This window comes from Glaciihabitans sp. GrIS 2.15 (assembly GCF_035984695.1).
GTDB lineage: Bacteria > Actinomycetota > Actinomycetes > Actinomycetales > Microbacteriaceae > Lacisediminihabitans.
In genome coordinates this window covers 88042-111908 of the sequence record NZ_JAXCHU010000003.1, presented here as the reverse complement: position 1 = coordinate 111908, position 23867 = coordinate 88042, and the positions used below count along the sequence as shown (strand labels likewise).

Below are 23867 nucleotides of genomic sequence, written 5' to 3'. Positions count from 1 at the left end.
ATAATTATGAGCAGAGCATTCCTGTCCGTCGAGAACCTCTCGGTCAATTTTCCGACGTCCGACGGAATCGTTCGTGCCACGGACGACCTGTCGTACACGCTCGAGCGCGGCCAAACGCTGGGCATCGTGGGCGAATCCGGTTCGGGCAAGTCCGTATCGTCCTCCGCCATCCTCGGTCTGCATCGCAACACGAACGCGCACGTCAGCGGCGGGATCTGGTTCGGTGGCACGAATCTCCTCGCCCTCAGCGATGACGAGATGCGGGAGCGTCGCGGCAAAGAAGTCGCCATGATCTTCCAGGATCCGCTGTCCGCCCTGCACCCCTATTACCGCGTCGGTGATCAAATCTCCGAGGCGCACCTCGCGCACAACCGTGTTTCGAAACGTGCGGCGCGGGCGCGGACGATTGAGATGCTGGCCCGCGTGGGAATCCCGCAGCCGGATCGTCGTGTCGACGATTACCCTCACCAGTTCTCGGGCGGCATGCGCCAGCGCGTGATGATTGCAATGGCGCTGATCAACGACCCGGTGCTGCTAATCGCGGATGAGCCGACCACCGCGCTGGACGTCACGGTCCAGGCGCAGATTCTCGATTTGCTGCAGGACCTGCAGAAAGAGTTCGACACTGCGCTGATCATGATCACGCACGACCTTGGCGTAATCGCCGAAATTGCAGACGATGTGCTCGTGATGTACGCGGGTCGTGCAGTCGAATACGGCTCGGCTCGCGCACTGTTGAGTCAGCCCGCGATGCCGTACACCTGGGGTCTCATCCAGTCGATCCCAGATGTCAGTCGCTCGGTTGACCTGCCCCTGCGGCCGATCCCCGGCAACCCGCCGAGCTTGCTCAACCAGCCCGCGGGCTGTCCGTTTTACGCACGCTGCGAGTACTCGAAGTTCGTGGCGGATAACCGATGCGCGACCGAGCTGCCGGAGCTCGCCCCCGCGTCCTACGGGCATCTCAAGCGGTGCCACTTGAAGGAAGAATTGTCCGTTTACGATACCCAGCTCGCCGTCGTCGAAACTGGAGCCAACTGATGGCAACTCCCCTCCTCGAGGTCAAGGACCTCGTCATGCACTTTCCTGTCAAATCCCGGAGCGTGATCTCGCGCACCGTCGGCCATGTGAAAGCGGTCGACGGCGTCTCGTTCACGGTCGCAGCCGGGCAATCTCTCGGCCTGGTGGGTGAATCCGGATGCGGTAAGACAACAACTGGTCGCCTCATCACTCGGCTTCAGAAGCCCACGAGCGGGCAGATCCTTTTCGAAGGTCGGGACATCGCTCAAGCGGGACCGCGCGTGCTCAGGCCGCTGCGCCGCGAAATCCAAATGATCTTCCAGGACCCGTACACCTCGCTCAATCCTCGCCAGACGGTCGGAGAGATTGTGGGGGCACCTCTGGTGATTCACAAGCTGGTGCCTTCGAACAAGCGCCTGTCGCATGTTCAGGAGCTGCTCGAGGTCGTTGGGCTCAATCCCGAGCACTACAACCGGTACCCACACGAGTTCTCGGGCGGTCAGCGTCAGCGTATCGGTATCGCGCGGGCTCTCACCCTTCAGCCCAAGCTCCTGGTGGCGGACGAGCCGGTCTCCGCGCTCGATGTGTCGATTCAGGCGCAGGTCATCAACCTCATGCAGGATCTGCAGCGCGAGTTCAACATTGCGTTCCTCTTCATTGCACATGACCTCTCGATCGTGCGGCATTTCTGCCCCGAGATCGCGGTCATGTACCTCGGCAAGATCGTCGAGAAGGCGCCGCGTGAGGAACTCTATGAGCACCCGAAGCACCCGTATACGAAGGCGCTTCTCTCGGCGGTGCCGAATATCGAGCAGGCGATACTAGGCGGCCGTCGGGAGCGTATCCGTCTTTCGGGAGACGTTCCATCGCCGATCAATCCGCCGTCCGGGTGCCGCTTCCGCACCCGGTGCTGGAAGGCGCAAGATATTTGTGCGACCGAGGAGCCGCTCCTGCGGAGGGTGGGCGCGGGCGCAGACGAGGCTGCCTGCCATTTTCCCGAGCAATAAACCAGTGGCGCGTCCGGCCTCAGCTCCTCGCTACACCTTTAGGGCGGCATCGGCCGTCATCACCTTCTGGGTGGGTATCGCGGCGCTCGTCGTCATCGTCGGGAGTCCGGTCGTGAATCGGGACTGGAGCGTCCTCAGCTTCACCCTCGGTCCTTCGCTAGTGCTTGCGTGGGTGCTCTGGATTGCCCTCTATCGTCCGGCGGTGCACTACGACGACGCCCGCGTCGTCGTAGTCAACATCGGGCGTCGGCACGTGCTCCCATGGGGGCATGTCACCAACGTGCGGCAGGGGATCGGCATGATCTTCGAACTGGACGCCAGCAAGCCGGTCGTCGCCTACGGCGTGCCCGCTCCGCGTCAAGCCGGCAACATCGCGAGCACCATCGATCGGCGCACCCGCCCAGCTTTCGACCTCAACCGGGATGCGGATCTGCTCGACGGAGTCCGACGCTCGGCGACTCCGAGTTCCGACCCCGTCGTATCGAGGTGGGAAGTGGTGCCACTGTCGATCGGAGCAGTACTGGTGATCGGTCTCATTATCGAGGTCGCCCTCGGTCTTTAGATGCGCGGTCTTCTCGGCAGCGAGTTGGGAATCATTTTCCAGGATCCGCTACCGTCACTGCACCCGTTCTACTCGATCGGTGCGCAGATCAGCGGGGTCTCTACCTGGTTCACAACAGGGTTTTGAAGCGCGACGCGCGAGTCGAAGCGATCCGGATGCTCGACAAGAGTGCTCATTGGTAAGCCGCGGCTGCTCGTTGCCGACGTGCCGATGACCGCGCTCGATGTGACCGTGCAGGCTCAGATTCTCGAGCTGATCAAGGAACTGCACTCCGCCGTGATTTCGGTCACGCAAGATCTCGCTGTTGGTGCGGAGACCTGCGACACGGCACGGATCACGTAGGGCGGGCAGTGCGTGGAGGATGAGCCTGTCGATGAGTTTTTTATGCGCCGGAAATGCCCTACACCTGGTGACTGCTCCGCTCCATGCCGAGAATGGACCGGGACAGTCAGACCAGGCTCACGCCGATACCCGGTCAGCTGCCGTCGCTGATCAACGTCCCGACGGGCTGCGTCTTCAACATCCGGTGCCCGGGGTCTCGAAGTATTTCCCGGGTGGGGACAGCGGGCTTTTCGGCCGCCGTGGTGAGTCGATCAAAGCGGACGACGGATGCGGTAGATCCAGCACCGGTCGTGTTGTCAGCGAGCTACTCGAACCCAGGTCTGGTGAGATCAGCTTCAAGGGGCGGGATAGCGCCGGCCTCAAGCCGCGGGAAATGAAGTCCCATCGGAGCGGCGGGACCGCATTCTTCCCACTGGGCCTACCGAGCCCGAGTAATCCGCCATCGGGCTGTGTTTTTCACACCCGCTGCCGCACCGACGCGCCGGCATTGGAGGAGAAGTCGCCCGGACGCCAGGTCAATTGTCACTTCGCGGCTTCGCGAGCCGGCCTGACGGCGCTACTGAAAACGGTGCCGCAGAAGATCCTCGATGAGCTGATCGTGCCCCTGCAGTTCGCCGGTCGATTCGCAGGTCTTCTTTCCCAGGAAGACCGACCACGCGACATCCGTGGGAAGGAACGGCTCGAGCGCATACGCCGTCGTGAACATCGAGGAGGCGAAGGTGATGCTCGCCCGGGTGGGGGCGGTGAACCCGGGGGTCTGCGCCCTGTTTGATCCGTCCAATCCGCGTCTCGTCGCCGGATACACGACGATCAAGACCTCGGCGCCGCTCGCGGTCAGCAGCTCGGCATCCTGCAGAAAATCGACGCGGTGGTCTGGGCGGATGGCTACGGGGTTCCGCTCTGCCAGTTTCCGGCGGTCACCGCACTCAACAACCACGTGACGGGAGCCTCGCCGTCATCGCTCTCGCCGAACCTGCTGTGGAATGTCTGCGACTGATCGCCGGTTGGTCAAGAGGCGGCCAGGATCCGATCCCTGCAGAGGGAGCCTGCACGAGGTAGACTAGGGAGTGCGGAGCACCACTGACGTGATTCTGCCGTCACGATTGCACCCGAATGCGGTTCTCCCGCACGGCGGTTCTGTTGCTGGCCTCCCTCCTTCTCGAGACAAATCTGGACGTATACCTATGGCAATCGCCACCCGTAATGACCTGCGCAACGTAGCGATCGTCGCTCACGTCGACCATGGCAAGACCACACTGGTGGATGCCATGCTGCGCCAGACCAACTCTTTCGCGGCACATGCGCATCTCGAAGAGCGCGCCATGGACTCGAATGATCTCGAGCGCGAAAAGGGCATCACAATCCTCGCGAAGAACACCGCGGTCTCCTACTCCGGCGTCCACGCTACCGATGGCCCGATCACCATCAACGTGATCGACACCCCCGGCCACGCCGACTTCGGCGGAGAGGTCGAACGCGGTTTGAGCATGGTCGACGGCGTCGTTCTGCTCGTCGACGCGAGCGAGGGCCCGCTGCCGCAGACCCGTTTCGTGCTGCGCAAGGCACTCGAGTCAAACCTGCCCGTCATCCTGCTGGTGAACAAGACGGACCGTCCGGATGCCCGCATCGACGAGGTCGTCACCGAGAGCCAGGACCTCCTGCTCGGCCTGGCCAGCGACATGTCTGACGACTATCCCGACCTCGACCTCGACGCAATCCTCAACGTGCCGATCGTCTACGCCTCCGGACGCAACGGAGCCGCCAGCTGGAATAAGCCCGAGAACGGCACGCTGCCCGACAACGAGGACCTCGAGCCGCTGTTCGACGCGATCCTTCAGCACATCCCTGCGCCGCGCTTCGACGACGAGCACCCTCTGCAGGCGCACGTCACCAACCTCGACGCTTCCCCGTTCCTCGGTCGCCTTGCCCTGCTGCGTGTCTTCAACGGCACCATTAAGAAGGGCCAGACCGTCGCCTGGGTCAAGCACGACGGATCTGTGCACAACGTCAAGGTCACCGAGCTGCTCATCACGCGCGCCCTCGACCGTTTCCCGACCGAATCCGCGGGGCCAGGGGACATTGTCGCCGTCGCCGGCTTCGAGGACATCACGATCGGTGAGACGCTCGCCGATCCCAATGACGTACGCCCGCTGCCGACCATCACGGTCGACGACCCGGCCATCTCGATGACCATCGGCACCAACACCAGCCCGATGATCGGCAAGGTCAAGGGCCACAAACTCACCTCCCGAATGGTGAAGGACCGCCTCGACCGCGAGCTGGTCGGTAACGTGTCGATCAAACTCGTCGACATCGGACGCCCGGATGCCTGGGAGGTTCAGGGCCGTGGCGAATTGGCCCTCGCCATCCTCGTCGAGCAGATGCGACGCGAAGGCTTCGAGCTCACCGTCGGCAAGCCGCAGGTGGTCGTCAAGCGGGTCGACGGCAAGATTCACGAGCCCTTCGAGCACCTCACTACTGATGCCCCGGAGGAGTACCTCGGCGCCATCACGCAGCTCCTCGCCTCGCGCAAGGGCCGCATGGAAGGCATGTCGAACCATGGCACCGGTTGGGTTCGCATGGAGTTCGTCGTGCCGTCTCGCGGACTGATCGGCTTCCGCACCGAATTCCTCACCATCACCCGCGGGTCGGGCATCGCCAATGCCGTATCGCACGGCTATGAGCAGTGGGCCGGCGAGATCACCACACGCGTGAACGGCTCGATCGTGGCCGACCGCGCGGGTGTCGCCACCCCGTTCGCCATGGTGGCCCTTCAGGAGCGCATGTCGTTCTTCGTCGAGCCGACCCAGGAGGTCTACGAGGGCATGGTCGTCGGTGAGAATTCGCGAGCCGACGACATGGATGTGAACATCACCAAGGAAAAGCAGCTCACCAACATGCGCCAGTCCACCTCGGACACGTTCGAGCGGATGACGCCGTCGCGCAAGCTCACGCTCGAGGAGTGCCTCGAGTTCGCCCGCGAAGACGAGTGCGTCGAAGTGACCCCGGAGTTCGTGCGCATCCGCAAGGTCGAGCTCGCTGCCGGTGACCGCGCCCGCCGCGTGTCGCGCCTGAAGAAGCAGAACGCGTAACTGCACTTGGGTGAGACATGTCCCCGGCCTTAGGCTGAAGGCATGTCTCACTTGGTTAAGCGCATCACGGTTCCCATTGCCCTCGCGCTGGCACTGCTGGCGGGCCCGGCGCTTGCTGGATGCTCGGTACAGAACCTCGTTCACGATGTCACCGGGGGCAAAGTAGACGTTCCGGGAAAGAGCGTGCCGAAGGATTTCCCGGGCGAGGTGCCGCTTTCCTCCGGCGAGGTGCTTTCCGGCGCCGGGGTGGGAGACGCGAAATCGAAGATCTGGAACGTGAGTGTGCGCGCCAAGGGCAACACGGCTATCGATGAGGTGCTCACGACACTCACCTCCGCGGGCTTCACCTGCAAGACGCTGACCGCGACCACGGCGGATGGTGGTGCACTCGTCGGAGACAAGGGCAAGCTCAACGTTGCCGTCGTCGAGATCAAGGACGATAAGGGCTTCGTGCTCAACTACACCGTCACGAGGGGCGACGGCAAGTAGAGCCGATCATTCCAGCGGCACTGCGCCCCGTTCGCTTCTCCACCCGATTCGTGGGTATCGCGAAGTCGCCCGGCGCCCGATGTCAGCCCGGCATCCTCTCTGGGGTAAATTCGGCAGGTGGAATCAGATCGCAATACCGGTGACCCCTTCCCGGTCGAGCGCGTGCTCTTCGTTCACGCACACCCCGACGACGAGAGCATCACGACCGGTGGCACGATGGCGCTGTTGGTCGAGCGAGGGTCGCAGGTCACCCTTGTCACCTGCACTCGCGGCGAACGGGGGGAGGTAATCCCTGCCGATCTGGCCGGGCTCGAAGGAGACGGGGCCGCCCTCGCCACCGTTCGCACGGAGGAGTTGGCAACAGCGCTAGCGGCGCTCGGCGTCGTCGATCATCGCTTCCTCGGCGACCCCGATGCCCGCTGGATCGAACGCGAGCCGCGACGCTACACGGACTCCGGCATGCGCTGGGGAGACAACGGTGCCGAGCCCGCTGAGTCTCTCGCGGCAGATGCCTTTTGCGCCGCAGATTTCGGGGAGGTTGCCGCCGATCTGGCGGCAGTGATCGACGCCGTGAAGCCGGGGGCTGTGATCAGCTACGACTCTCATGGTGGCTATGGGCATCCGGATCACGTCAGGGCGCACGCCGCCGCCCGGCGCGCTGCCGATGTCATGGGAGTTCCGTTCTGGACTGTCGACACCGATGTCGAAAGCTCGTCCCTGCGCGTCGACATCTCCGCCGTGCTCGACCGCAAGACCGCCGCACTCGCCGCTCATCGCACCCAGATCGTGGTCGCGGGGGACCGGTTCTCGCTGTCGAGCGGGCCCAGCCGCCCGATCGATCGCACGGAGGGCTTCACGCGTCTCCACGCCGCAGCGCCGGGCGCGGTGCCATGGAAAGACCAGGGCGTGGCGATCAGGGGTGCCGCGTGGGTTCTCTCCGCCATCGTGGGGGCGTCGCTCGGCGGGGTCGCGGTGGTCAACCACCAGTTCGCGCCGCAGATTCTCGGTGGCACGCCACCGGTCGGCGTCATCATCTCCTTGCTCATCATCGCCGCGCTGCTGGTCGGTCTCCGCATCGTCTTCTCCGGGCGTGCAGAGACCGGATGCGCCGCTGTGGGGCTCCTTGTCGCCATCGGCCTGCTCTCGGTGCGATCGACCGGGGGGTCGGTGCTCGTGCCAGCCAACGCGGCCGGGTACGTCCTTACTTACGGTTCTCTCGTGATCGCGGGTCTCGTACTCGCGTGGCCGAAGTTCGGTACCTTTTCGCGGGATAGGCTGGGATTCAGGACTGAATCGAAAGGATCGACCCGAACGTGACATATGTCATCGCCCTCCCGTGTGTGGATGTCAAAGATCGAGCGTGCATTGACGAATGTCCCGTCGATTGCATTTACGAGGGTGACCGCATGCTCTACATCCACCCCGATGAATGCGTCGACTGCGGCGCGTGTGAGCCGGTCTGCCCGGTCGAGGCCATCTATTACGAAGACGACGTACCGGAGCAGTGGGCCGAGTACTACAAGGCGAACGTGGAGTTTTTTGACGACGTCGGCTCCCCGGGCGGAGCGGCGAAGATCGGCGTGATCCACAAGGATCACCCCATTATCACCGCACTTCCACCCCAGGTTCCCGCGGCGTAGCGGTGGCCTTCAGCCTGCCCGACTGGCCCTGGGATGCCCTCGCACCTTATGCGGCTCGGGCCAGGGCGCATCCACAGGGTGTAATCGACCTGTCCGTCGGATCCCCTGTCGATCCGACTCCAGCGATCATCCGGGAGTCGCTCTCGGCGGCGACGGATGCCCACTCCTATCCGCTGACCGCCGGAACTCCGGCACTCGCCGAAGCGATCGTCGACTGGTTCGGTCGTCGTCGAGGGGTCGGAGACCTCAGCGTCGCAAACGTGATGCCGACGATCGGCTCGAAGGAGTTTATCGCCGGGCTCGCACTCTGGCTTGGGCTCGGCCCGGGGGACATTGTGGTCCAGCCCTCCCTTGCCTATCCCACCTACGCGGTTGGCGCTGCGCTCGTGGGCGCAACCGTTTTTTCGAGCGATGATCCGGTCGAGTGGCCGGAAAGCACGCGGCTCATCTGGATCAACAGCCCCGGTAATCCGGACGGACGCATCCTCTCGGTGGAGCAGCTGGCCGCGGCAGTCGCCCGTGCGCGCGAAATCGGTGCTGTCATCGCCAGTGACGAGTGTTACGCCGAGCTCGGCTGGGACGACGAGTTCGACGCGACTGCGACTCCGAGCATCCTCGATCCTCGGGTCACCGCGGGGGATCACGCCTCAGTGCTGTGCGTCTGCTCGCTCAGCAAGCAGTCAAACCTCGCGGGTTACCGTGCCGGCTTCGTGGCGGGCTCCAGCGCCCTCATCGGGAGGTTGCTCGCGGTGCGCAAGCATCTCGGCATCGTTCCGCCAGCGCCCATCCAGGCGGCGATGATCACCGCCTTGGGTGACGACACCCACGTGCGTGCCCAGAAAGCCCTGTATCGCTCACGGCGGGACCGTCTCCGGCCCGCGCTCGAACGCGCCGGATTGCGCATCGAGCACAGTGAAGGTGGCCTCTATCTCTGGGCCACATCGGGGCAAGACGCGTGGGCCACGGTGGGTCACCTGGCCGATCTCGGTATCCTCGTCGTGCCTGGCACGTTTTATGGGGCAGGGACGTCGCAGCACGTGCGGGTGGCCCTCACCGCTTCCGACTCAGCGATCGATTCGGCCGTGGATCGGCTGGCCTCCGCCCAGTTTTAGCGACTCCCTCTAATTAACGGACTAATTCCTTGGTTGATGCGGCTGTCGACTCCGGTGTCAACCCTGTGGCGGGAGCCAATTAGGCTGTAGTCGTGAACGCTGCCGCCAATGACCCTGCCGCCGACAAGGCCACCCTCCACTTTCCGGGCGGTACCGCCGAGTTCCCGGTTGTGATGAGTGTGGATGGCGCATCGGCGATCGACATCTCTACGTTTACGCGCCAAACGGGGTACACGACTCTCGACCAGGGCTTCGTCAATACTTCGGCAACAAAGAGCGCGATCACCTACATCGATGGCGACAAGGGCATCCTGCGGTATCGCGGTTACGCGATCGAAGATGTCGCCGCCAACTCCACCTATCTCGAAGTGGCCTGGCTGCTCATCTACGGCCAGCTGCCTTCTGTCTCGGAGCTCGAGGAGTTCGAGGACCGCGTGCGTCGCCACACCCTCCTGCACGAAGACCTGCGCCGCTTCTTCGACGCCCTCCCGCTCAATGCCCACCCGATGTCCGTGCTGTCGAGCGCTGTCTCGGCCCTTTCCACGTTTTATGAAGACTCGCTGAGCGTGCACGACCCGGAGCAGGTCGAGCTGTCCACCATCCGTCTGTTGGCCAAACTGCCGGTCATTGCGGCCTACGCCCACAAGAAGAGCCTCGGTCAGGCGTTTCTCTACCCGGACAACTCGCTGAACTTCACCGACAACTTCCTCAAACTCAACTTCGGCACGATGGCAGAACCGTATGAGGTAAACCCGGTGGTCGCGAAGGCGCTCGAGCGACTGCTCATCCTGCACGAGGACCACGAACAGAACGCGTCCACCTCCACGGTGCGACTGGTCGGCTCGACCGAGGCCAATATGTTTGCGTCCATCTCGGCCGGTATCAACGCCCTCTATGGCCCGCTACATGGTGGGGCCAACGAGGCCGTGCTCAAAATGCTCGGTGAGATTAAGGAGTCGGGCGAGTCGGTGGAGAAGTTCGTCGAGCGCGTCAAAAACAAGGAAGAGGGCATCCGTCTAATGGGCTTCGGCCACCGGGTGTACAAGAACTTCGACCCTCGCGCCAGGCTCGTCAAGGAAAGCGCAGACGAGGTGCTTGCTGCCCTTGGTGTGAAGGATGACCTGCTCGACATTGCCAAGGAACTCGAGGCCGTCGCCCTTGCCGACGACTACTTCATCGAGCGCAAGCTTTACCCCAACGTCGACTTCTACACCGGCGTGATCTACAAGGCCATGGGATTCCCGCCGCGGATGTTTACCGTGCTCTTCGCGATCGGGCGCCTGCCCGGCTGGATCGCACACTGGCGTGAGATGAACAATGACCCGTCCACCAAGATTGGTCGCCCGCAGCAGCTCTACGTGGGAGAGCCGCGCCGGGACTGGCCAGCGCGCTAGGAGTCTGTGCGTCTGTCGCTTCATGCTCTCCCGCGGCCCCGGATGCCCCGCACGCTGTGAGCCTGGTGCGCGCCGTTGCGCTGTATTCCGTCGCAACTGTCGCCGTCGCGCTCGGCGCCGTGCGCTCGCGCTGTTGCGCTCGCGCCGTGCGCTCGGCGTCGTTGCGCTCGGCGTCGTTGCGCTCGCCCCGTTGCAAATGCAGGATCGCACGAGACAGTTGCGGCTGGTGAGCCTCATCCGCCCCACCAGTCACACGGCATCCTGCATTTCACACTGCACACGTGACGGCCGGCCTTCGAACCGGCGCATGTCTGACCGTTTTCTAGGCGTGCAGGCGGTGATCCCCGTGGCCGACCGCGGCAAGGATCGCCGCCTCGACCGAGGGCCAGTTGTGCATTACCTGGCTGTAGCTGAAGTGCAGCACCCGGTAGCCGAGTGCAGTGAGCCGCGCGTCCCGGATCCGATCCCGTTCGAATGCCGACGGGTCTGAGTGGTGCTCTCGACCGTCGACTTCCACGACGAGTCTCTCGCCGATCACCAGGTCCACGCGCAGCCCCGGTGCAAGTGTCACTTGAATTCGCACGCGCAATCCCACTGCACGGCATCGAAACCGACTGAGGGACTCGATAATCGATTCGGATCGCCCGTCGACATCCGCCAGTTGTAACCGAAGTCTCAGAGGTAGGTTCGCCAATTCACGCAACCACGCTCCACGACTGATCAGGCCCGCATGAAGCGCACTATCGACCGCTGCCACGACGTATTCGGGTGATTCGCAATGGCACATGTCAAGGAGGCAGGTCAACGGTGACTCCACGAATGCGCTTCCCGCGCGGGGAGGTCGCCAGTGGATGACGGCGCCAGCTTTGGGCGTGAGTCGGCGACCCATGTCGGAAGGGTCACGAAGACGGGATGCAGTGGGGGAAACGGCAATGTGAATTACCCCGGTTGAGCGCATCGAGAGGCCGAAAAAGGCCGCACCGCTCACGCAGGTGAGTCGCCCACCCACACGCCACGCCGCGAGGTTGTCCGTGGGCTCGAATGACGAGGCATACCACCCTTGCCGCACGCGCACGATCGTGCCCCGGTGAACAGCTGCTGCCAGGGCGCGGCCGGTCCATCCCATTCGGAGGAGTCGGAAGGTGGGTGCCACTCCGCCGAGTGAACGAATGCAGGCGAGGAGTTCCATGAAGACGAGAGTGGGGTGCTTGCGTGCGCTTCTTCATTCGGCGCGGGATATCTGTGGAGAGCCTGCTTTCACCAAGATTGGGGGAGGAGCCGTCGTTGGTTCAATTTCGTGCGAAATGCAGGACTCCCCGTGACAGGTGTGGCACTTGAGGCTCAGCCGTATCATCCGTCACGGCGAGTCCTGCATTTCGTGCAGGGCGAGCAAGTGCAGGCATTCAGGCGTGCAGGCGTGCAGGCGTGCAGGCATGCAGGCATGCAGGCGGGCGGCACGCGCACGGCGACGTCAGGCTCAGGCGTGCAAGGCGGCGTTCAGCTGGATGCCGCGGCCACTACGCGCGAGCACCTCGACGGCGCCCGTGAGGGAGTTGCGCCGAAACAACAGGCCGGGCACGCCGGAAAGCTCAACGGCCTTCACCGTGCGAGGAGCCTCCCCGAGCACGGTCAGCTTCGTGCCAGCCGTGAGGTAGAGCCCAGCCTCGACGACCGAATCGTCGCCGATCGAAATGCCGATGCCAGAGTTCGCACCGAGTAGCGCCCGCTTGCCCACCGTGACGCGCTCGGTGCCGCCGCCCGAAAGCGTACCCATGATGGATGCGCCACCGCCGACATCCGATCCGTCGCCGATGACGACGCCCTGCGAGACCCGCCCCTCGATCATCGACGATCCGAGCGTGCCCGCGTTGAAGTTGACGAAACCCTCGTGCATCACGGTGGTGCCGGGAGAGAGGTGGGCGCCGAGGCGCACGCGCGAGGCATCCGCGATGCGCACCCGGTCGGGCGAAACGTAGTCGGTGAGACGCGGAAACTTGTCGATCGAGTGCGCTGCGATCCCGAGTCGCTGCAGGGTGAGACGTTGGTCGGCGTAGTCGAGCGGATGCACCGGGCCGGCGTTCGTCCAGGCCACGATCGGCAGATGGGCGAAGAGCCCGTCGAGGTTGATCGTGTTCGGCTGCACGACGAGGTGGCTGAGCAGATGGAGGCGGAGGTAGGCGTCGGGGGTGGACGCCGGCGCGGCATCAAGCTCGATCTGGACCATCGCGAAGTCGATCGTGACGTTGCGCCGCGCATCGCGGCCCACGACGGAGGCGAAATCCGCCGGAGCGATGTGCGGATCGCGCCCAGCGGGGAACGAGCCAAGCGCGGGAGCGCGGAACCAGGTGTCGAGCACCGTACCGTCGCCGGCGATGGTCGCGAGTCCGTAGCCCCAGGCTGCTCGATCAGTCATGGCTCAAGATTAGCGAGCGGGTGACTTATAAACTGACCGCATGCCCGCCGCCGACACCTCCGTTCCCGTGATCGACTTGACGGCATCCTCGATCGACATCACCGGTCAGCTCTGTGACATCGAATCGGTCTCGGGCGACGAACGACGCATCACTGACGCGATCGCGGCCGCTCTCGCCCCGTTCGACCACCTCGAGATCATCCGGGATGGCGATGCGATTGTCGCCCGCACATCCCACGGTCGCAGCCACCGCGTGGTGATCGCTGGGCATACGGATACCGTTCCGCTCAACCACAACCTGCCGACCCGGTTCGAATCCGAGGCCGGCGTCGACTACCTCTGGGGACGCGGCACGGTCGACATGAAGGCGGGGGTGGCAGTGCAGCTCAAGCTCGCTGCTGAACTCGTGGATACCGCCGTCGACCTCACCTGGATCTGGTACGACAACGAGGAGGTGGCCTCCGACCTCAACGGTCTTGGTCGACTCGCCGCACACCATCCCGGGCTGCTCGCCGGCGATTTCGCGATTCTCGGAGAGCCGACGAACGCTCTCATCGAGGGGGGCTGCAACGGTACGATGCGTGTCGAGCTTCGCACCTCCGGCGCGCGCGCCCACTCGGCCCGAGCCTGGGTCGGCGTCAACGCGATCCATACTGCGGCACCGATCCTCGACATCCTCGCCGCGTACGAGCCCCGGTCGATCGAGGTCGATGGCCTCGTCTATCGCGAGGGCCTCAACGCCGTCGCCATCGTCGGCGGAGTGGCCGGCAATGTGATCCCCGACGAGTGCGTCGTGACGGTGAACTACCGGTTCGCGCCGGACAAGATCGGCAGAGAGGCGGAGGCCTATCTCCGTCAGGTATTCATCGGCATCGACCTCGTGGTCACCGACAGCGCGGACGGCGCCCGTCCCGGCCTCGACGCCCCGCTCGCGCAGCAGTTCCTGGCAGCGGTCGGCGGGGAGGCCAGGCCAAAGTACGGGTGGACGGATGTCGCTCGCTTCTCTGCCCTCGGCATCCCGGCGATCAATTACGGGCCTGGCGACCCACTCCTCGCCCACGCGGACGACGAGCGCGTGCCCGTCGCCCAGATCACGGAGTGTGAACAGTCACTGCGGGCGTGGCTCGAGCAGCGCCGATTCTGACAGCGCCGATTCTGACAGCGCGAATGCTTCGGGAGTGATCACCACCAGCCTGCTGCTGTACGTTCCAGGAATCCAAACGGCGAGCCCCTGGTCTGGCGCGCATCCGTCGTCTCTCGCCTTCGCCCAGTACTGAAACAGCCTCTGGCACTACATCGTCGCGGTGAGCGGATTTCCGGCGAAGCTTCCGCGGACGGTGGGTCGACGGGTACGACTGGACACCCCCGTAAACGTGTGGGGGGAGCCCCCGTTTTCAGGTTAGCGCCCAGTTGCGGGATAATAGAAAGTCATTCCACGAAAGGGGATCCATCATGGCAGCCATGAAGCCGAGGACCGGAGACGGACCAATGGAGGCTGTTAAGGAGGGTCGCCTCATTATCGTGCGCGTGCCGCTCGAAGGTGGGGGCCGCCTCGTCGTTTCGGTCAACGATGCCGAGGCAAAAGAGCTGCACGACGCGCTTGCCGGGGTAGTCGTCGCGGCAAACTAGGTCCGCTGCGCTGCCCGGCCAAGCCGTCTACAACTTGGTGAGCTGGAGAAGGCCGTCACCCACCGGTGACAGCGCGCTAATCACGGCGGGAGATTCGGCGATCTCCGCGAGAAGCGATCGAAACCTGGTCACCGTGTCGTCTCGCTGCGCCGGGTCGGCCACGCGGCCGCGCCAGAGGGCGTGAGCGACAAGCACAGTACCTCCCGTGCGTACGAGCCGTAGACCGTGCTCCACATACTGGATCACGGACTGCGGGTCGGCATCCACCAGGACCACGTCGTAGGACTGCTCGTTCATCCGGGGCAGCACGTCGATGGCACGTCCCGCGATGAGCCGAACCCGGTTCGCCGGGATACCCGCTTCGAGGAACGCTTTTTTCGCGGACTGCTGGTGGTCCAGTTCGAAGTCGATAGAGGTGAGGGTAGCGTCGGGGGCACCCGAGAGTAGCCAGAGTCCGCTCACGCCGACGCCGGTGCCGATCTCGATGATGTTCGTTGCGGCTGTCGCGGCGGCGATCACTGCGAGCTGGGCACCCATCGCCGGGCTTACCGCATCGATTCCGAGTTCGATCGAATGCAGTCTCGCTTGCGCTATTTCGGCGCGTTCGAGGATGAAATCCTCTGCGAACTTCCAGCTCAACTCTTTGTCTGCCAATTTTGCTCCTCGTTCACAGCCCAGCGTAGGCGAGGGTTTGCGGCTGGGAGCGTTAGTCTGAACGGGTGTTCGGCGGCCTGACTATCGACAAGTTCCTCGTGATCCTCGTGATCGCGGTCTTTCTGCTTGGCCCGGAGCGCATCCCGCACTACGCCGCTCAGCTCGGTCGCCTGGTGCGAAGCATCCGCGACATGGCGGATGGCGCCAAGGAGCGGTTGCGCGAGGAGATGGGTCCGGACTTCGATGACGTGGACTGGAAGAAACTCGATCCCCGCCAGTACGATCCGCGCCGTATAATCCGGGAGGCGCTTCTCGAGGACCCCAACGATCGGGTAGACGTGCCGCTGACCATCGTCCAGCCGAGCGGCGAATCTGCCTACGCGAAGCGCAAGCGACTGATGGCGGAGAGCGGCGGTGCCCTTCCGGCAATTGCTCCCTTCGACACCGAGGCGACCTGACCAGCCCATCGACATCCGGCGCGGTCCCAGATTTGGCCCCTAGAGTCCTGCTATGACTGAATTAGAAGGATCTGTCGTACTCGTCGTCGGGGCGTCTGGGGTGTTGGGCGCGGAGATCGCACGACTTCTCGAAACAAAGGGCGCGACGGTGGTGCGCGCCGGACGCAATCCAGATCACTTGGCCGGTCCGGACACCTTGCTTGGCGACCTCACCGACGAAACCGCAGCCGCGACCCTCGTCGCCGCGGCTGTGAGCGCCCACGATCGGCTCGACGGAGTCGTCATCGCCGCGGGCGTTGTGGCATTCGGTCCTGCCAGTGAGGTCACGGATGAGACGCTCCGTCGGCTCTTCGAAGTCAATGCCCTCGCGCCGATTCGATTGATCCGAGAGGTGTCACCGCATCTCGCAGCATCCGCCACCGCCGGTGGTAAACCCTTCATCGTGACAATGAGTGGAATCGTGTCCGAGACTCCGACGGCGGGACTCGCGGCCTACTCTGCCGCGAAGGCGGCGTTGGCGGCCTTCGTGCAGGCCGGATCCCGCGAGCTGCGTCGCTCGGGCATCCGGGTATTGGACGCCCGTCCCGGGCACACCGAGACCGGCCTCGCGACACGGGCAATCGCCGGGACTGCCCCGGCATTCCCGCCAGGCCTCGATCCCTCGGCTGTGGCGCAACGGATCGTCCGTGGAATCGTTGACGACGAGAAGGACCTGCCAAGCGGCGCGTTCTGAGTGGTGCAGCTACCACCCGTGTCGGCCTTGGCGCAGCGCGGTGCCTGAACGGCGGGACAGCGTTCGCACCCATCAGCGCGGCCACGAGTGACACCCGCGCCGAAACTTGCGGGCGCACGTGTCACCGAGCGACGCAAAGCGTGCGGTCGGGAGTCGGGAGCTGGTGCCGGATGCCGGTCGGCCAGTTGGTCAGCTGACGCTGAACCCGAGCTTTCGGCCAGCAAGGCCCCGTCCGCGGCCGGCGAGCTGGTCCGCCACCGCGAGAATGGCCACGGATGCCGCATCCCGCGGGTCTGTCAGCACGATCGGTCTCCCCGCGTCGCCCCCTTCGCGCAGTGCGACGCTCAGCGGTATGGCGGCGAGTACGGGCACTGGCTGTTCCTGGCCGACCGAGAGTCGCGCCGCGACATCCGCCCCGCCGCCCGAGCCGAAGAGCTCAAGTATTGAGCCGTCGGGTTGAACCAGCCCGGACATGTTCTCGATGACGCCGATCACCCTCTGGCCCGTCTGGCGCGCAACGGTCGCGCTTCGTTCGGCTACCTCGGCCGCAGCCCCCTGCGGGGTGGTGACGACAATGACTTCGGCGTGCGGCAGCAACTGTCCGAGTGAGATTGCCACGTCGCCGGTGCCCGGAGGCAGGTCAAGCAGCAGAATATCCAGGTCACCGAAGTACACGTCCGTGAGAAACTGCTGGATCGTGCGGTGCAGCATCGGCCCACGCCAGGACACGGCGGCGCTGTGCTCCACGAACATTCCGATCGAGATCACCTTCACGCCGTAGTTGATGGGCGGAAGGATCATCTCGCCCACCTTCGTGGGCTTCGCTCCGGAGAGCCCGAGGATTCCCGGAATCGAGAACCCGAAGACGTCAGCGTCGACGAGGCCAACAGCCAGTCCGCGCGCCGCGAGCGCGACGGCGAGATTTGCCGTGATCGTCGACTTGCCGACACCCCCCTTGCCGCTCGTTATGGCGATGATTCGGGTGAGCGAATCCGGCCCGAATTGCAGGTCACGCGATCGTCCACCCCGCAGCTTCTCGGTGAGGGCCGTGCGTTGCTCTCGTGTCATTATGCTGACATCAACCGTCACTGACGTCACGCCGGGCACGGATGCTGCGGCCTGACGCACGTCGCGCTCGATGGTCTGAGCTGCGGGGCATCCCACGATCGTCAGCGTGAGGCCGACCACCACGGCTCCAACCGCTGAAGCGGTGATGCTCCCGATCATGTCCAATTCGGTGACCGGCTTGCGGAGTTCGGGGTCGATCACCCGGGAGAGGGCGTTCCGCACCTCTTGGTCGAGGTCGGTGGGCGCGCTCACCCTGCGGTACCGCCCTGCTTCCGATCCCTGTCCAACTCCTCGAGAATGGCCCGAAGCTCAGCACGAATGAAGTCCTTAGATGCGAGTTCGCGCACCGCGAGCCTCAGCGAGACGACCTCGCGAGCGAGGTATTCCGTGTCGGCGATGTTGCGTTCTGCGCGCTGGCGATCCTGCTCGAACTGAACCCGGTCACGGTCGTCCTGGCGATTCTGCGCCAAGAGAATGAGCGGCGCGGCGTAAGAAGCCTGCAGCGAAAGAATGAGCGTGAGCAGCGTGAAGTTCGTGATGCGCGGGTCGAACTGCGTGCCCGAGGGCGCATAGCTGTTGAAAGCTAGCCAGATCGCGACGAATGCGGTCATTCCGAGAAGGAAATAGGAGGTACCCATCGCGCGGGCGAAGCCTTCGGAAAATCGACCAACGCGATCCTGGCCGCCCATGCGGGGAACGAAGCGATTACGCAGCCCCTTTGGGGTGTCGAGAGAGTCAGATCGACGAGCCATTGAGTGACCTCCTTGCGGCAGATGGGACTACGGGGATCGTGCTGGTGTCGGCAGTCGCCGGCGCAGGATCGTCGTCGTGACTTCGCCAGTCATCGGGCAGGAGGTAGTCAAGGACATCGTCAATGGTCACCACCCCGACCAGTCGGTGGTTGTCGTCGACAACCGGGAGGGAGACCAGGTTGTAGCTCGCAAGGGTGCGGGCGACTTCTGCGGCGGACGCGCTCGCCTTGACCGGTTCGAGCTTCTGGTCGAGCAGGGTACCGAGACGTTCCATGGGCGGGTAGCGCAGCATCCGCTGAAAATGAACCATTCCGAGGAACTGGCCGGTCGGCGGTTCGTAGGGCGGGAGCGTCACGCAGACGGCTGCGCCGAGGGCTGGCGCGAGTTCGTGGCGGCGAATCAGGGCGAGGCCCTCGGCCACGGTGGCGTCGGCAGAGACGATGATCGGCTCCGGCGTCATGAGACCCCCGGCGGTGTCCGGCGCATAGGCGAGAAGCATTCGTACGTCTTCGGCCTCTTCGGGCTGCATGAGGTCGAGCAACACTTCGCCCCGCTCGTCGCTGAGTTGCGCGATGAGGTCGGCCGCATCATCCGGCTGCATCTGATCGAGCACATCGGCGGCACGGGCGTCGTCGAGCTGGTTGAGGATGTCGACCTGCTCGCTTTCCGGCATCTCTTCGAGCACATCGGCGAGGCGTTCGTCGCTCATTTCCTCCGCGACCTCGAGCATCCGCTGCTCTGGCAGGTCCAGCATCGCATTGGCGAGGTCGGCCGGCAGCAGATCTTCGTAGGTGGCGAGAAGCTGGGTGGCAGATTGCGGGGCGCTTGTGGAGCGCTCGCGCACGCCGGCCCAGGAGGAGAACACCGTCTGCCCCTTGGCAAACGGTGAGGCGCTGGTCTTGGGCCGACGGAGGAAGAGCTCGGTGACGGCCCACTCGCCGGGACCGCTCGCCTCGATCGCCACATCCTCGATTGTGGCACTGCCCGACTTGTCGACGAGGGTGACCTCGCGGCCGAGCATCTCGGCAATCACCCGAACTTCGCCGCCGCGCTGTTCGAATCGACGCATGTTGATAAGTCCGGTGGTGATGACCTGGCCGGAACCGAAGCTCGTCACCCGGCCGATCGACAGGAAGACACGACGCTTGCCCGGCACCTCCACGATCAGGCCGACGACGCGGGGCGGTTCCTTCTGCCGGTACACCACCAGCACGTCGCGCACCCGCCCGACCTTGTCACCGGCGGGGTCGAAGACGGAGCACCCGGCCAGTCGGGCGACAAAGACTCTTGCGGCGCTCACAGATCTAACTTAGACCGTGCGGACGCACGGAGAGGATAATGGAGTCATGACCAACCAAAGCCCTCTCGCACGCCGTGGCCGTCTCATCCCGACCCTCCCGAAGGGCGATGTGCTCGGCACGTATGACTCATACTTCGACGCCCAGGCGGTGGTCGACCGTCTTGCCAAAGCGGACTTCCCGGTCAAGCAGGTCTCAATCGTAGGAAGCGATCTCAAGACCGTCGAACGGGTCACCGGCAAGCTCACGTATGGGCGTGCAGCGGGTGCGGGAGCGGCAAGCGGCGCGTGGTTCGGACTCTTCATCGGCGTGCTCTTCACCTTCGGCGGCACCAGCACGGTGGTGCAGTACGTGATCGCGGCGATCATCATCGGTGCCGGCTTCGGCGCTCTCTTCGGTGTCGCGGCAACAGCCGTCACCCGCCGCACGCGCGACTTCACATCTACCCACCAGGTGCTCGCCAGCCGCTACGAAATTGTCGTGGACCCCAATCTGCTCTCAAAGGCACAGGACGTATTGTCGCGGCCCGCTGCAAGCTAGCGGGAGCGTACCGACCCCGAAGGCAACGCGGCCGCTCGGTCAGCGCAGCCAGGCCTCCACGTCATCCGCGGTGCGAGGGATTCCGATCGACAGGTTCTCTGCGCCCGCCTCGGTGACCAGGATGTTGTCTTCGATACGTACCCCGATGCCACGGAACTCCTCGGGCACAGTGAGGTCGTCGGGCTGGAAATAGAGCCCTGGCTCGATGGTGAACACCATCCCGGCCTCGAGCACGCCGTCGAGATAGAGGTCGCGCCGGGCCGCTGCGCAGTCGTGCACGTCGAGGCCGAGATGATGCGAGGTACCGTGAACCATGTACCGCCGGTGAAACTGGTTCTCCGGCTTCATCGACTCCTCCGCACTCACCGGCAGAAAGCCCCACTCTGCGGTCTTCTTGGCAATGACTCCCATGGCGGTCGCATGGATTTCACGGAAGCGGATGCCGGGTCGTACGATCGCAAACGCGGCATCGGCTGCCTCGCGCACGGTTTCATACACGAGCCGCTGGGTCTCGCTGAACACTCCGCTCACGGGAAGAGTGCGGGTGATGTCCGCGGTGTAAAGGCTGTCGAGTTCGATGCCGGCATCCATCAGGATCAGGTCACCCGGCACGACCGCGCCGTCGTTACGAGTCCAGTGCAGGATGCAGGCGTGCGCTCCCGAGGCGGCGATCGTGTCGTATCCGACCGCGTTACCCTCCGCGCGTGCGCGACGATTAAAGGTTCCCTCCACGAGGCGCTCACCACGCTCATGGGCCACGATGGCCTCACGATCTGCGATCACGTCATCGAAGCCCTTCTTGGTGGCGGTGACAGCGCGGCGCAGTTGCTCGATTTCGTAGGCGTCTTTGACCAGGCGGAGTTCAGAGAGGTCACGGGCGAGTGCGGTGTCGGCGTCGATCTCGAGGCTCTCAGCATCCGCCGAGAGCAGTCGACGTCCGTCGACCTGGTCGGTGAGATCACGATCGCCCTCGCGCAGGATTATCGTATCGGCGTCGACGGTGTCGAGCACTCGCTCGAAGTCCGCCAGGTCAACGGTGAGCAGGCCGAGGTCGTGCGACACCTGGGCTAGCGAGGGACGGGGACCCGTCCAGAATTCGCCGATCTCCGGGTTCGCATAGAACTCGTCAGAGTCGCGGCCAGCCGCCTTGCGGAAGTACAGAGTGGCGTCATGGCCCGCCACCGTCGGTTCGAGCACGAGCACACTTCCGGGTACGGAGTCGCTTGCCCAGCCGGTGAGGTGGGAGAACGCCGAGTGGGCACGATAGGCGTAGTCGGTGTCATTTGAGCGGACTTTGGCCGCACCTGCCGGGATGAGCAGACGCTTACCCGGATAGAGCATTGAGATCCGTGCCCGTCGGGCGGCCGCCCACTCGGACTGTTCGCGCGGCCGGGGGTCACCCTCGGTGCGTTCGGCCCAGTCGGACGAGATGTATTGCCTGAAGATGTCGGAGACGGGAACTGTAGAGCGATTATCGGTCGCGCGGGGCGCGGATGCATTCTTGTCGGCCATGCATCCATTCTCCACCGCGGCGGCAATCACCGTGGCGAAGCGCTCGCATTCAGCGAGTGAGGTCAGCTTGCCTTGCGGTGCGGATGCGCGCGGAGTCCGAACGGCCACAGCGGCTTTGGCGGTACGAGCGGCTCACGACTCGCCGTCGAGCGGGCAACGTGATCGAACGATGAGACCGGCGCAGGAAGCTCCGAATCGTCGAGAGTGATCATTCCGGTGTCGAGCGTCTTGCCCTGAATGCGCGCCACACCATTGATGAACCGCACCTCATCGGCAATGGGGGAACTGCTGAGGATGTCCTCGAAACTCTTCATTGCTGTACCCCTGCCCGTGTGCTCGTCACCTCTGATATAAATGTGAACAGTTCAACAGAGACTGCACGGTCTTGTCTATGACTCGCCGTGCTCCTTGACGAACGACGATGAAGAGAGTACTAAGACACGAGTGCGCACTGGCAGGTCGAAACAGACCCCGCAAACCTGATCGGGGATGAAAGTCATGTCAAGCGTTGTCTCGAACTCGGCGGTCCCGGCTGCTGCGTCGCCCGTCCGTGCCCCGGCTTTCGCTGACACCCACGAACGCATCATCGAAGCCAGCTGTCGCTTGTTCAGCCGCCGGGCGGTGCGGGATGTCGCGATGGACGAAATCGTCGTCGCATCCGGCGTCGCCAAAGCCACGCTCTACCGACACTTTGCGACCAAAGACGAGCTCGTGCTCGCCTTCCTCGCTCGGAGAGAAGTGGACTGGACTTTTGGCCTGGTCGAACACGGCGCCCGCTCTCGCTCATCAGACCCCGAGGGGCGGCTGCTCGCCATCTTCGACGTCTTCAACGACTGGTTCCAGCGCGATGACTTCGAGGCATGCTCCTTCATCCACGTGCTGCTGGAGATGGGCGCCGATCACCCGCTCGGTCGTGCGAGCACTGTCTATCTCGCAAACATCCGCACAGTGGTGAGTGGACTTGCTGCGGAAGCCGGGCTGACCGAGCCCGAGCAATTCGCGCGGTCCTGGCACATCCTGATGAAGGGATGCATCGTGCAGGCGGCCGAGGGAGATCGCCTCGCTGCCCGTCGCGCACGCGCCCTCGGTGAGCTGCTGATTGCGGCGAATCGAGCCGCAGGGTGCGAGAAGGGCTAAAACGCCGGACGCAGCCGCACGACGATTGGCCGATGGTCGCTGCCCGCGCTATCGAGGTTCTGCACCACCCGCATCCCGAGAACTCTCCAGTTTTTCGTCGTCATCACATGGTCGATCGGCGCACCGAGGAGCGCGGGAATGCCGGTGGGCCAGGTTCCCACTGCTGCGGAGTTCGCGCGGAGGGCGGAATCTGCGCACGCCCCTACGGTCATACCGGGTGCCGTACCCAGACCGGCCAGGTGGTCGAGAGTGGCGTTGAAATCGCCGGCCAGGATCACATTTCCCGAGGGGCAGGCACCCGCGAGCCAGTGCAGGTCCCCATTCCAGTTCTTCAGTTCACTCGGCAGCGGGGCCACCGGATGCGCGGCGACGATCCTCGGACCGGTTCCGCTGTCGGGCACCATCACGAGACTCGGAAGGGTCGAGGTCGATCCGGCTGCCTCATCGAGGTGATAAGTACCGAGAGTGGTGCTGATGAGTACCGAGGTGGAGCGCGCCGGGGAGACATGCCCATGCGCAACGGTGTGCGAGACCATGGGAAGCCCCGCCGCCGACATCCGCTCGGCCACGGCCTTCGCTGTCGCCTCGGTTGTCTCGGGGAGGGCAACGATGTCCGCGTCGGAGTCGATGGCGAGCGTCGCGATCACGTCGGGTCCCGGTGCGCCGCCGAGGGTGTTCCAGGCGACGACCGTGACGTCCGTCGCCGCTCGAGCGGGCAGCGCGTTGCCGCCAAAGCCACGGCTGGTGAGCACGGCAGCGTTGAGAAGGATGAAGACCAGCGCGAGTGCCGAAATGCTCAGGCCGAGGCGCCGGAAGCGTCGGCTCGCCGTCGCTAGCACCAAGAGCACGACGAGGAGCGCGGCGGCACCAAGCGCCGCGGCCCCTCGGAATGACGCGAGCTGGGCGATGCCGGCGACGCGCTGGAGCCAGAAGAGCTGCGGCCAACTCAGCACGAGCACGGTCGCCGCGAGAACGATCAATAGGAGAGCGGCGAGCAGGCGGCGAAACATCGTGCCCC

Annotated in this window: 27 protein-coding genes; 17 read left to right on the top strand and 10 right to left on the bottom strand. The window is 64.4% G+C overall.

What is annotated here, in order from left to right; translation table 11 throughout:
• Positions 1–6 precede the first annotated feature (6 nt).
• From RCH11_RS05165 to RCH11_RS18160, 5 genes are all read left to right on the top strand, one after another.
• Positions 7–1038, top strand: a complete 1032-nt coding sequence (locus tag RCH11_RS05165) for an ABC transporter ATP-binding protein (RefSeq protein WP_327055927.1) — start codon at positions 7–9, stop codon at positions 1036–1038.
• A complete protein-coding gene (locus tag RCH11_RS05160) occupies positions 1038–2024 on the top strand; it encodes an ABC transporter ATP-binding protein (RefSeq protein ID WP_327055926.1) in 987 nt (328 codons plus the stop codon). Before RCH11_RS05165 ends, RCH11_RS05160 begins: the two co-directional genes overlap by 1 nt.
• 4 nt (positions 2025–2028) lie before the next feature.
• A complete protein-coding gene (locus tag RCH11_RS05155; RefSeq protein ID WP_327055925.1) occupies positions 2029–2586 on the top strand; it encodes a hypothetical protein in 558 nt (185 codons plus the stop codon).
• A gap of 168 nt (positions 2587–2754) precedes the next feature.
• Complete coding sequence (locus RCH11_RS05150; protein WP_327055924.1) at positions 2755–2928, top strand: hypothetical protein; 174 nt, start codon at positions 2755–2757, stop codon at positions 2926–2928.
• A gap of 83 nt (positions 2929–3011) precedes the next feature.
• Positions 3012–3305, top strand: a complete 294-nt coding sequence (locus RCH11_RS18160) for an ABC transporter ATP-binding protein (RefSeq protein ID WP_442789005.1) — start codon at positions 3012–3014, stop codon at positions 3303–3305.
• A 179-nt stretch (positions 3306–3484) separates the two neighbouring features.
• Here RCH11_RS18160 and RCH11_RS05145 read toward each other — a convergent pair whose 3' ends face one another.
• A complete protein-coding gene (locus RCH11_RS05145; RefSeq protein WP_327055923.1) occupies positions 3485–3865 on the bottom strand; it encodes a hypothetical protein in 381 nt (126 codons plus the stop codon).
• A 247-nt stretch (positions 3866–4112) separates the two neighbouring features.
• On the opposite strand from RCH11_RS05145, the gene typA reads away from it, so the two are divergent.
• From typA to RCH11_RS05115, 6 genes are all read left to right on the top strand, one after another.
• On the top strand, positions 4113–6020 hold the full coding sequence (gene typA / locus RCH11_RS05140; RefSeq protein ID WP_327055922.1) for a translational GTPase TypA: 1908 nt from the start codon (positions 4113–4115) through the stop codon (positions 6018–6020).
• 42 nt (positions 6021–6062) lie between these two features.
• Positions 6063–6509, top strand: a complete 447-nt coding sequence (locus tag RCH11_RS05135) for a hypothetical protein (protein WP_327055921.1) — start codon at positions 6063–6065, stop codon at positions 6507–6509.
• A 117-nt stretch (positions 6510–6626) separates the two neighbouring features.
• Positions 6627–7826: a PIG-L family deacetylase gene (locus RCH11_RS05130; protein ID WP_327055920.1), complete on the top strand. Its 1200-nt coding sequence runs from the start codon at positions 6627–6629 to the stop codon at positions 7824–7826.
• A complete protein-coding gene (gene fdxA, locus RCH11_RS05125) occupies positions 7823–8149 on the top strand; it encodes a ferredoxin (protein ID WP_327055919.1) in 327 nt (108 codons plus the stop codon). The genes RCH11_RS05130 and fdxA overlap by 4 nt, the downstream gene beginning before the upstream one ends.
• Positions 8150–8151: 2 nt before the next feature.
• Positions 8152–9261: a succinyldiaminopimelate transaminase gene (gene dapC, locus RCH11_RS05120; protein WP_327055918.1), complete on the top strand. Its 1110-nt coding sequence runs from the start codon at positions 8152–8154 to the stop codon at positions 9259–9261.
• Between the two features lie 92 nt (positions 9262–9353).
• Positions 9354–10655: a citrate synthase gene (locus tag RCH11_RS05115; RefSeq protein WP_327055917.1), complete on the top strand. Its 1302-nt coding sequence runs from the start codon at positions 9354–9356 to the stop codon at positions 10653–10655.
• A 322-nt stretch (positions 10656–10977) separates the two neighbouring features.
• Here the strand turns inward: RCH11_RS05115 and RCH11_RS05110 are convergent, their stop codons facing one another.
• Positions 10978–11442, bottom strand: coding sequence for an endonuclease domain-containing protein (locus RCH11_RS05110; RefSeq protein WP_327056192.1), 465 nt, complete (start codon positions 11440–11442; stop codon positions 10978–10980).
• A gap of 690 nt (positions 11443–12132) precedes the next feature.
• Entirely contained in the window at positions 12133–13068 is a 936-nt protein-coding gene (gene dapD / locus RCH11_RS05105) for a 2,3,4,5-tetrahydropyridine-2,6-dicarboxylate N-succinyltransferase (protein WP_327055916.1), read from the bottom strand.
• Between the two features lie 40 nt (positions 13069–13108).
• Between dapD and dapE the strand changes: the two genes are divergently transcribed.
• Both dapE and RCH11_RS05095 read left to right on the top strand, forming a co-directional pair.
• Complete coding sequence (gene dapE / locus RCH11_RS05100) at positions 13109–14212, top strand: succinyl-diaminopimelate desuccinylase (RefSeq protein WP_327055915.1); 1104 nt, start codon at positions 13109–13111, stop codon at positions 14210–14212.
• Positions 14213–14520: 308 nt separating this feature from the next.
• On the top strand, positions 14521–14697 hold the full coding sequence (locus RCH11_RS05095) for a DUF3117 domain-containing protein (RefSeq protein ID WP_327055914.1): 177 nt from the start codon (positions 14521–14523) through the stop codon (positions 14695–14697).
• Positions 14698–14724: 27 nt separating this feature from the next.
• Here the strand turns inward: RCH11_RS05095 and RCH11_RS05090 are convergent, their stop codons facing one another.
• Entirely contained in the window at positions 14725–15351 is a 627-nt protein-coding gene (locus RCH11_RS05090) for an O-methyltransferase (RefSeq protein WP_327055913.1), read from the bottom strand.
• 65 nt (positions 15352–15416) lie between these two features.
• Between RCH11_RS05090 and RCH11_RS05085 the strand changes: the two genes are divergently transcribed.
• Together RCH11_RS05085 and RCH11_RS05080 are read left to right on the top strand one after the other, a co-directional pair.
• Positions 15417–15809, top strand: a complete 393-nt coding sequence (locus tag RCH11_RS05085; RefSeq protein WP_327055912.1) for a twin-arginine translocase TatA/TatE family subunit — start codon at positions 15417–15419, stop codon at positions 15807–15809.
• Between the two features lie 52 nt (positions 15810–15861).
• Complete coding sequence (locus RCH11_RS05080; RefSeq protein WP_327055911.1) at positions 15862–16542, top strand: SDR family NAD(P)-dependent oxidoreductase; 681 nt, start codon at positions 15862–15864, stop codon at positions 16540–16542.
• Positions 16543–16731: 189 nt separating this feature from the next.
• Here RCH11_RS05080 and RCH11_RS05075 read toward each other — a convergent pair whose 3' ends face one another.
• Genes RCH11_RS05075 through RCH11_RS05065 form a run of 3 tightly spaced genes read right to left on the bottom strand, consistent with a single transcriptional unit; the run spans position 16732 to position 19662 of the window.
• The gene (locus RCH11_RS05075) at positions 16732–17862 is read right to left on the bottom strand and encodes an Mrp/NBP35 family ATP-binding protein (RefSeq protein WP_327055910.1); all 1131 of its coding nucleotides are present in this window, start codon (positions 17860–17862) and stop codon (positions 16732–16734) included.
• On the bottom strand, positions 17859–18362 hold the full coding sequence (locus RCH11_RS05070) for a DUF1003 domain-containing protein (protein ID WP_327055909.1): 504 nt from the start codon (positions 18360–18362) through the stop codon (positions 17859–17861). Before RCH11_RS05070 ends, RCH11_RS05075 begins: the two co-directional genes overlap by 4 nt.
• A complete protein-coding gene (locus RCH11_RS05065; RefSeq protein WP_327055908.1) occupies positions 18346–19662 on the bottom strand; it encodes a magnesium transporter MgtE N-terminal domain-containing protein in 1317 nt (438 codons plus the stop codon). The genes RCH11_RS05070 and RCH11_RS05065 overlap by 17 nt, the downstream gene beginning before the upstream one ends.
• Before the next feature lie 46 nt (positions 19663–19708).
• On the opposite strand from RCH11_RS05065, the gene RCH11_RS05060 reads away from it, so the two are divergent.
• Entirely contained in the window at positions 19709–20200 is a 492-nt protein-coding gene (locus RCH11_RS05060) for a general stress protein (RefSeq protein WP_327055907.1), read from the top strand.
• A 39-nt stretch (positions 20201–20239) separates the two neighbouring features.
• Here the strand turns inward: RCH11_RS05060 and RCH11_RS05055 are convergent, their stop codons facing one another.
• Both RCH11_RS05055 and RCH11_RS05050 read right to left on the bottom strand, forming a co-directional pair.
• On the bottom strand, positions 20240–21712 hold the full coding sequence (locus RCH11_RS05055; protein WP_327055906.1) for an aminopeptidase P family protein: 1473 nt from the start codon (positions 21710–21712) through the stop codon (positions 20240–20242).
• Between the two features lie 62 nt (positions 21713–21774).
• Positions 21775–22026: a hypothetical protein gene (locus tag RCH11_RS05050; RefSeq protein ID WP_327055905.1), complete on the bottom strand. Its 252-nt coding sequence runs from the start codon at positions 22024–22026 to the stop codon at positions 21775–21777.
• 184 nt (positions 22027–22210) lie between these two features.
• Between RCH11_RS05050 and RCH11_RS05045 the strand changes: the two genes are divergently transcribed.
• A complete protein-coding gene (locus RCH11_RS05045; protein WP_327055904.1) occupies positions 22211–22849 on the top strand; it encodes a TetR/AcrR family transcriptional regulator in 639 nt (212 codons plus the stop codon).
• Here the strand turns inward: RCH11_RS05045 and RCH11_RS05040 are convergent.
• On the bottom strand, positions 22846–23859 hold the full coding sequence (locus RCH11_RS05040; protein ID WP_327055903.1) for an endonuclease/exonuclease/phosphatase family protein: 1014 nt from the start codon (positions 23857–23859) through the stop codon (positions 22846–22848). The genes RCH11_RS05045 and RCH11_RS05040 overlap by 4 nt on opposite strands.
• Positions 23860–23867 lie beyond the last annotated feature (8 nt).

Excerpts from the sequence above, each read along its gene's own strand:
- typA (WP_327055922.1), top strand. The coding sequence starts at position 4,113 with ATGGCAATCGCCACCCGTAATGACCTGCGCAACGTAGCGATCGTCGCT.
- RCH11_RS05045 (WP_327055904.1), top strand. The coding sequence starts at position 22,211 with ATGTCAAGCGTTGTCTCGAACTCGGCGGTCCCGGCTGCTGCGTCGCCC.
- RCH11_RS05055 (WP_327055906.1), bottom strand. The coding sequence starts at position 21,712 with ATGGCCGACAAGAATGCATCCGCGCCCCGCGCGACCGATAATCGCTCT.
- dapE (WP_327055915.1), top strand. The coding sequence starts at position 13,109 with ATGCCCGCCGCCGACACCTCCGTTCCCGTGATCGACTTGACGGCATCC.
- RCH11_RS05110 (WP_327056192.1), bottom strand. The coding sequence starts at position 11,442 with ATGTGCCATTGCGAATCACCCGAATACGTCGTGGCAGCGGTCGATAGT.
- RCH11_RS05040 (WP_327055903.1), bottom strand. The coding sequence starts at position 23,859 with ATGTTTCGCCGCCTGCTCGCCGCTCTCCTATTGATCGTTCTCGCGGCG.
- RCH11_RS05050 (WP_327055905.1), bottom strand. The coding sequence starts at position 22,026 with ATGAAGAGTTTCGAGGACATCCTCAGCAGTTCCCCCATTGCCGATGAG.
- RCH11_RS05080 (WP_327055911.1), top strand. The coding sequence starts at position 15,862 with ATGACTGAATTAGAAGGATCTGTCGTACTCGTCGTCGGGGCGTCTGGG.
- RCH11_RS05165 (WP_327055927.1), top strand. The coding sequence starts at position 7 with ATGAGCAGAGCATTCCTGTCCGTCGAGAACCTCTCGGTCAATTTTCCG.
- RCH11_RS18160 (WP_442789005.1), top strand. The coding sequence starts at position 3,012 with ATGCCGAGAATGGACCGGGACAGTCAGACCAGGCTCACGCCGATACCC.
- dapD (WP_327055916.1), bottom strand. The coding sequence starts at position 13,068 with ATGACTGATCGAGCAGCCTGGGGCTACGGACTCGCGACCATCGCCGGC.
- RCH11_RS05160 (WP_327055926.1), top strand. The coding sequence starts at position 1,038 with ATGGCAACTCCCCTCCTCGAGGTCAAGGACCTCGTCATGCACTTTCCT.
- RCH11_RS05070 (WP_327055909.1), bottom strand. The coding sequence starts at position 18,362 with ATGGCTCGTCGATCTGACTCTCTCGACACCCCAAAGGGGCTGCGTAAT.
- RCH11_RS05135 (WP_327055921.1), top strand. The coding sequence starts at position 6,063 with ATGTCTCACTTGGTTAAGCGCATCACGGTTCCCATTGCCCTCGCGCTG.
- RCH11_RS05095 (WP_327055914.1), top strand. The coding sequence starts at position 14,521 with ATGGCAGCCATGAAGCCGAGGACCGGAGACGGACCAATGGAGGCTGTT.
- RCH11_RS05060 (WP_327055907.1), top strand. The coding sequence starts at position 19,709 with ATGACCAACCAAAGCCCTCTCGCACGCCGTGGCCGTCTCATCCCGACC.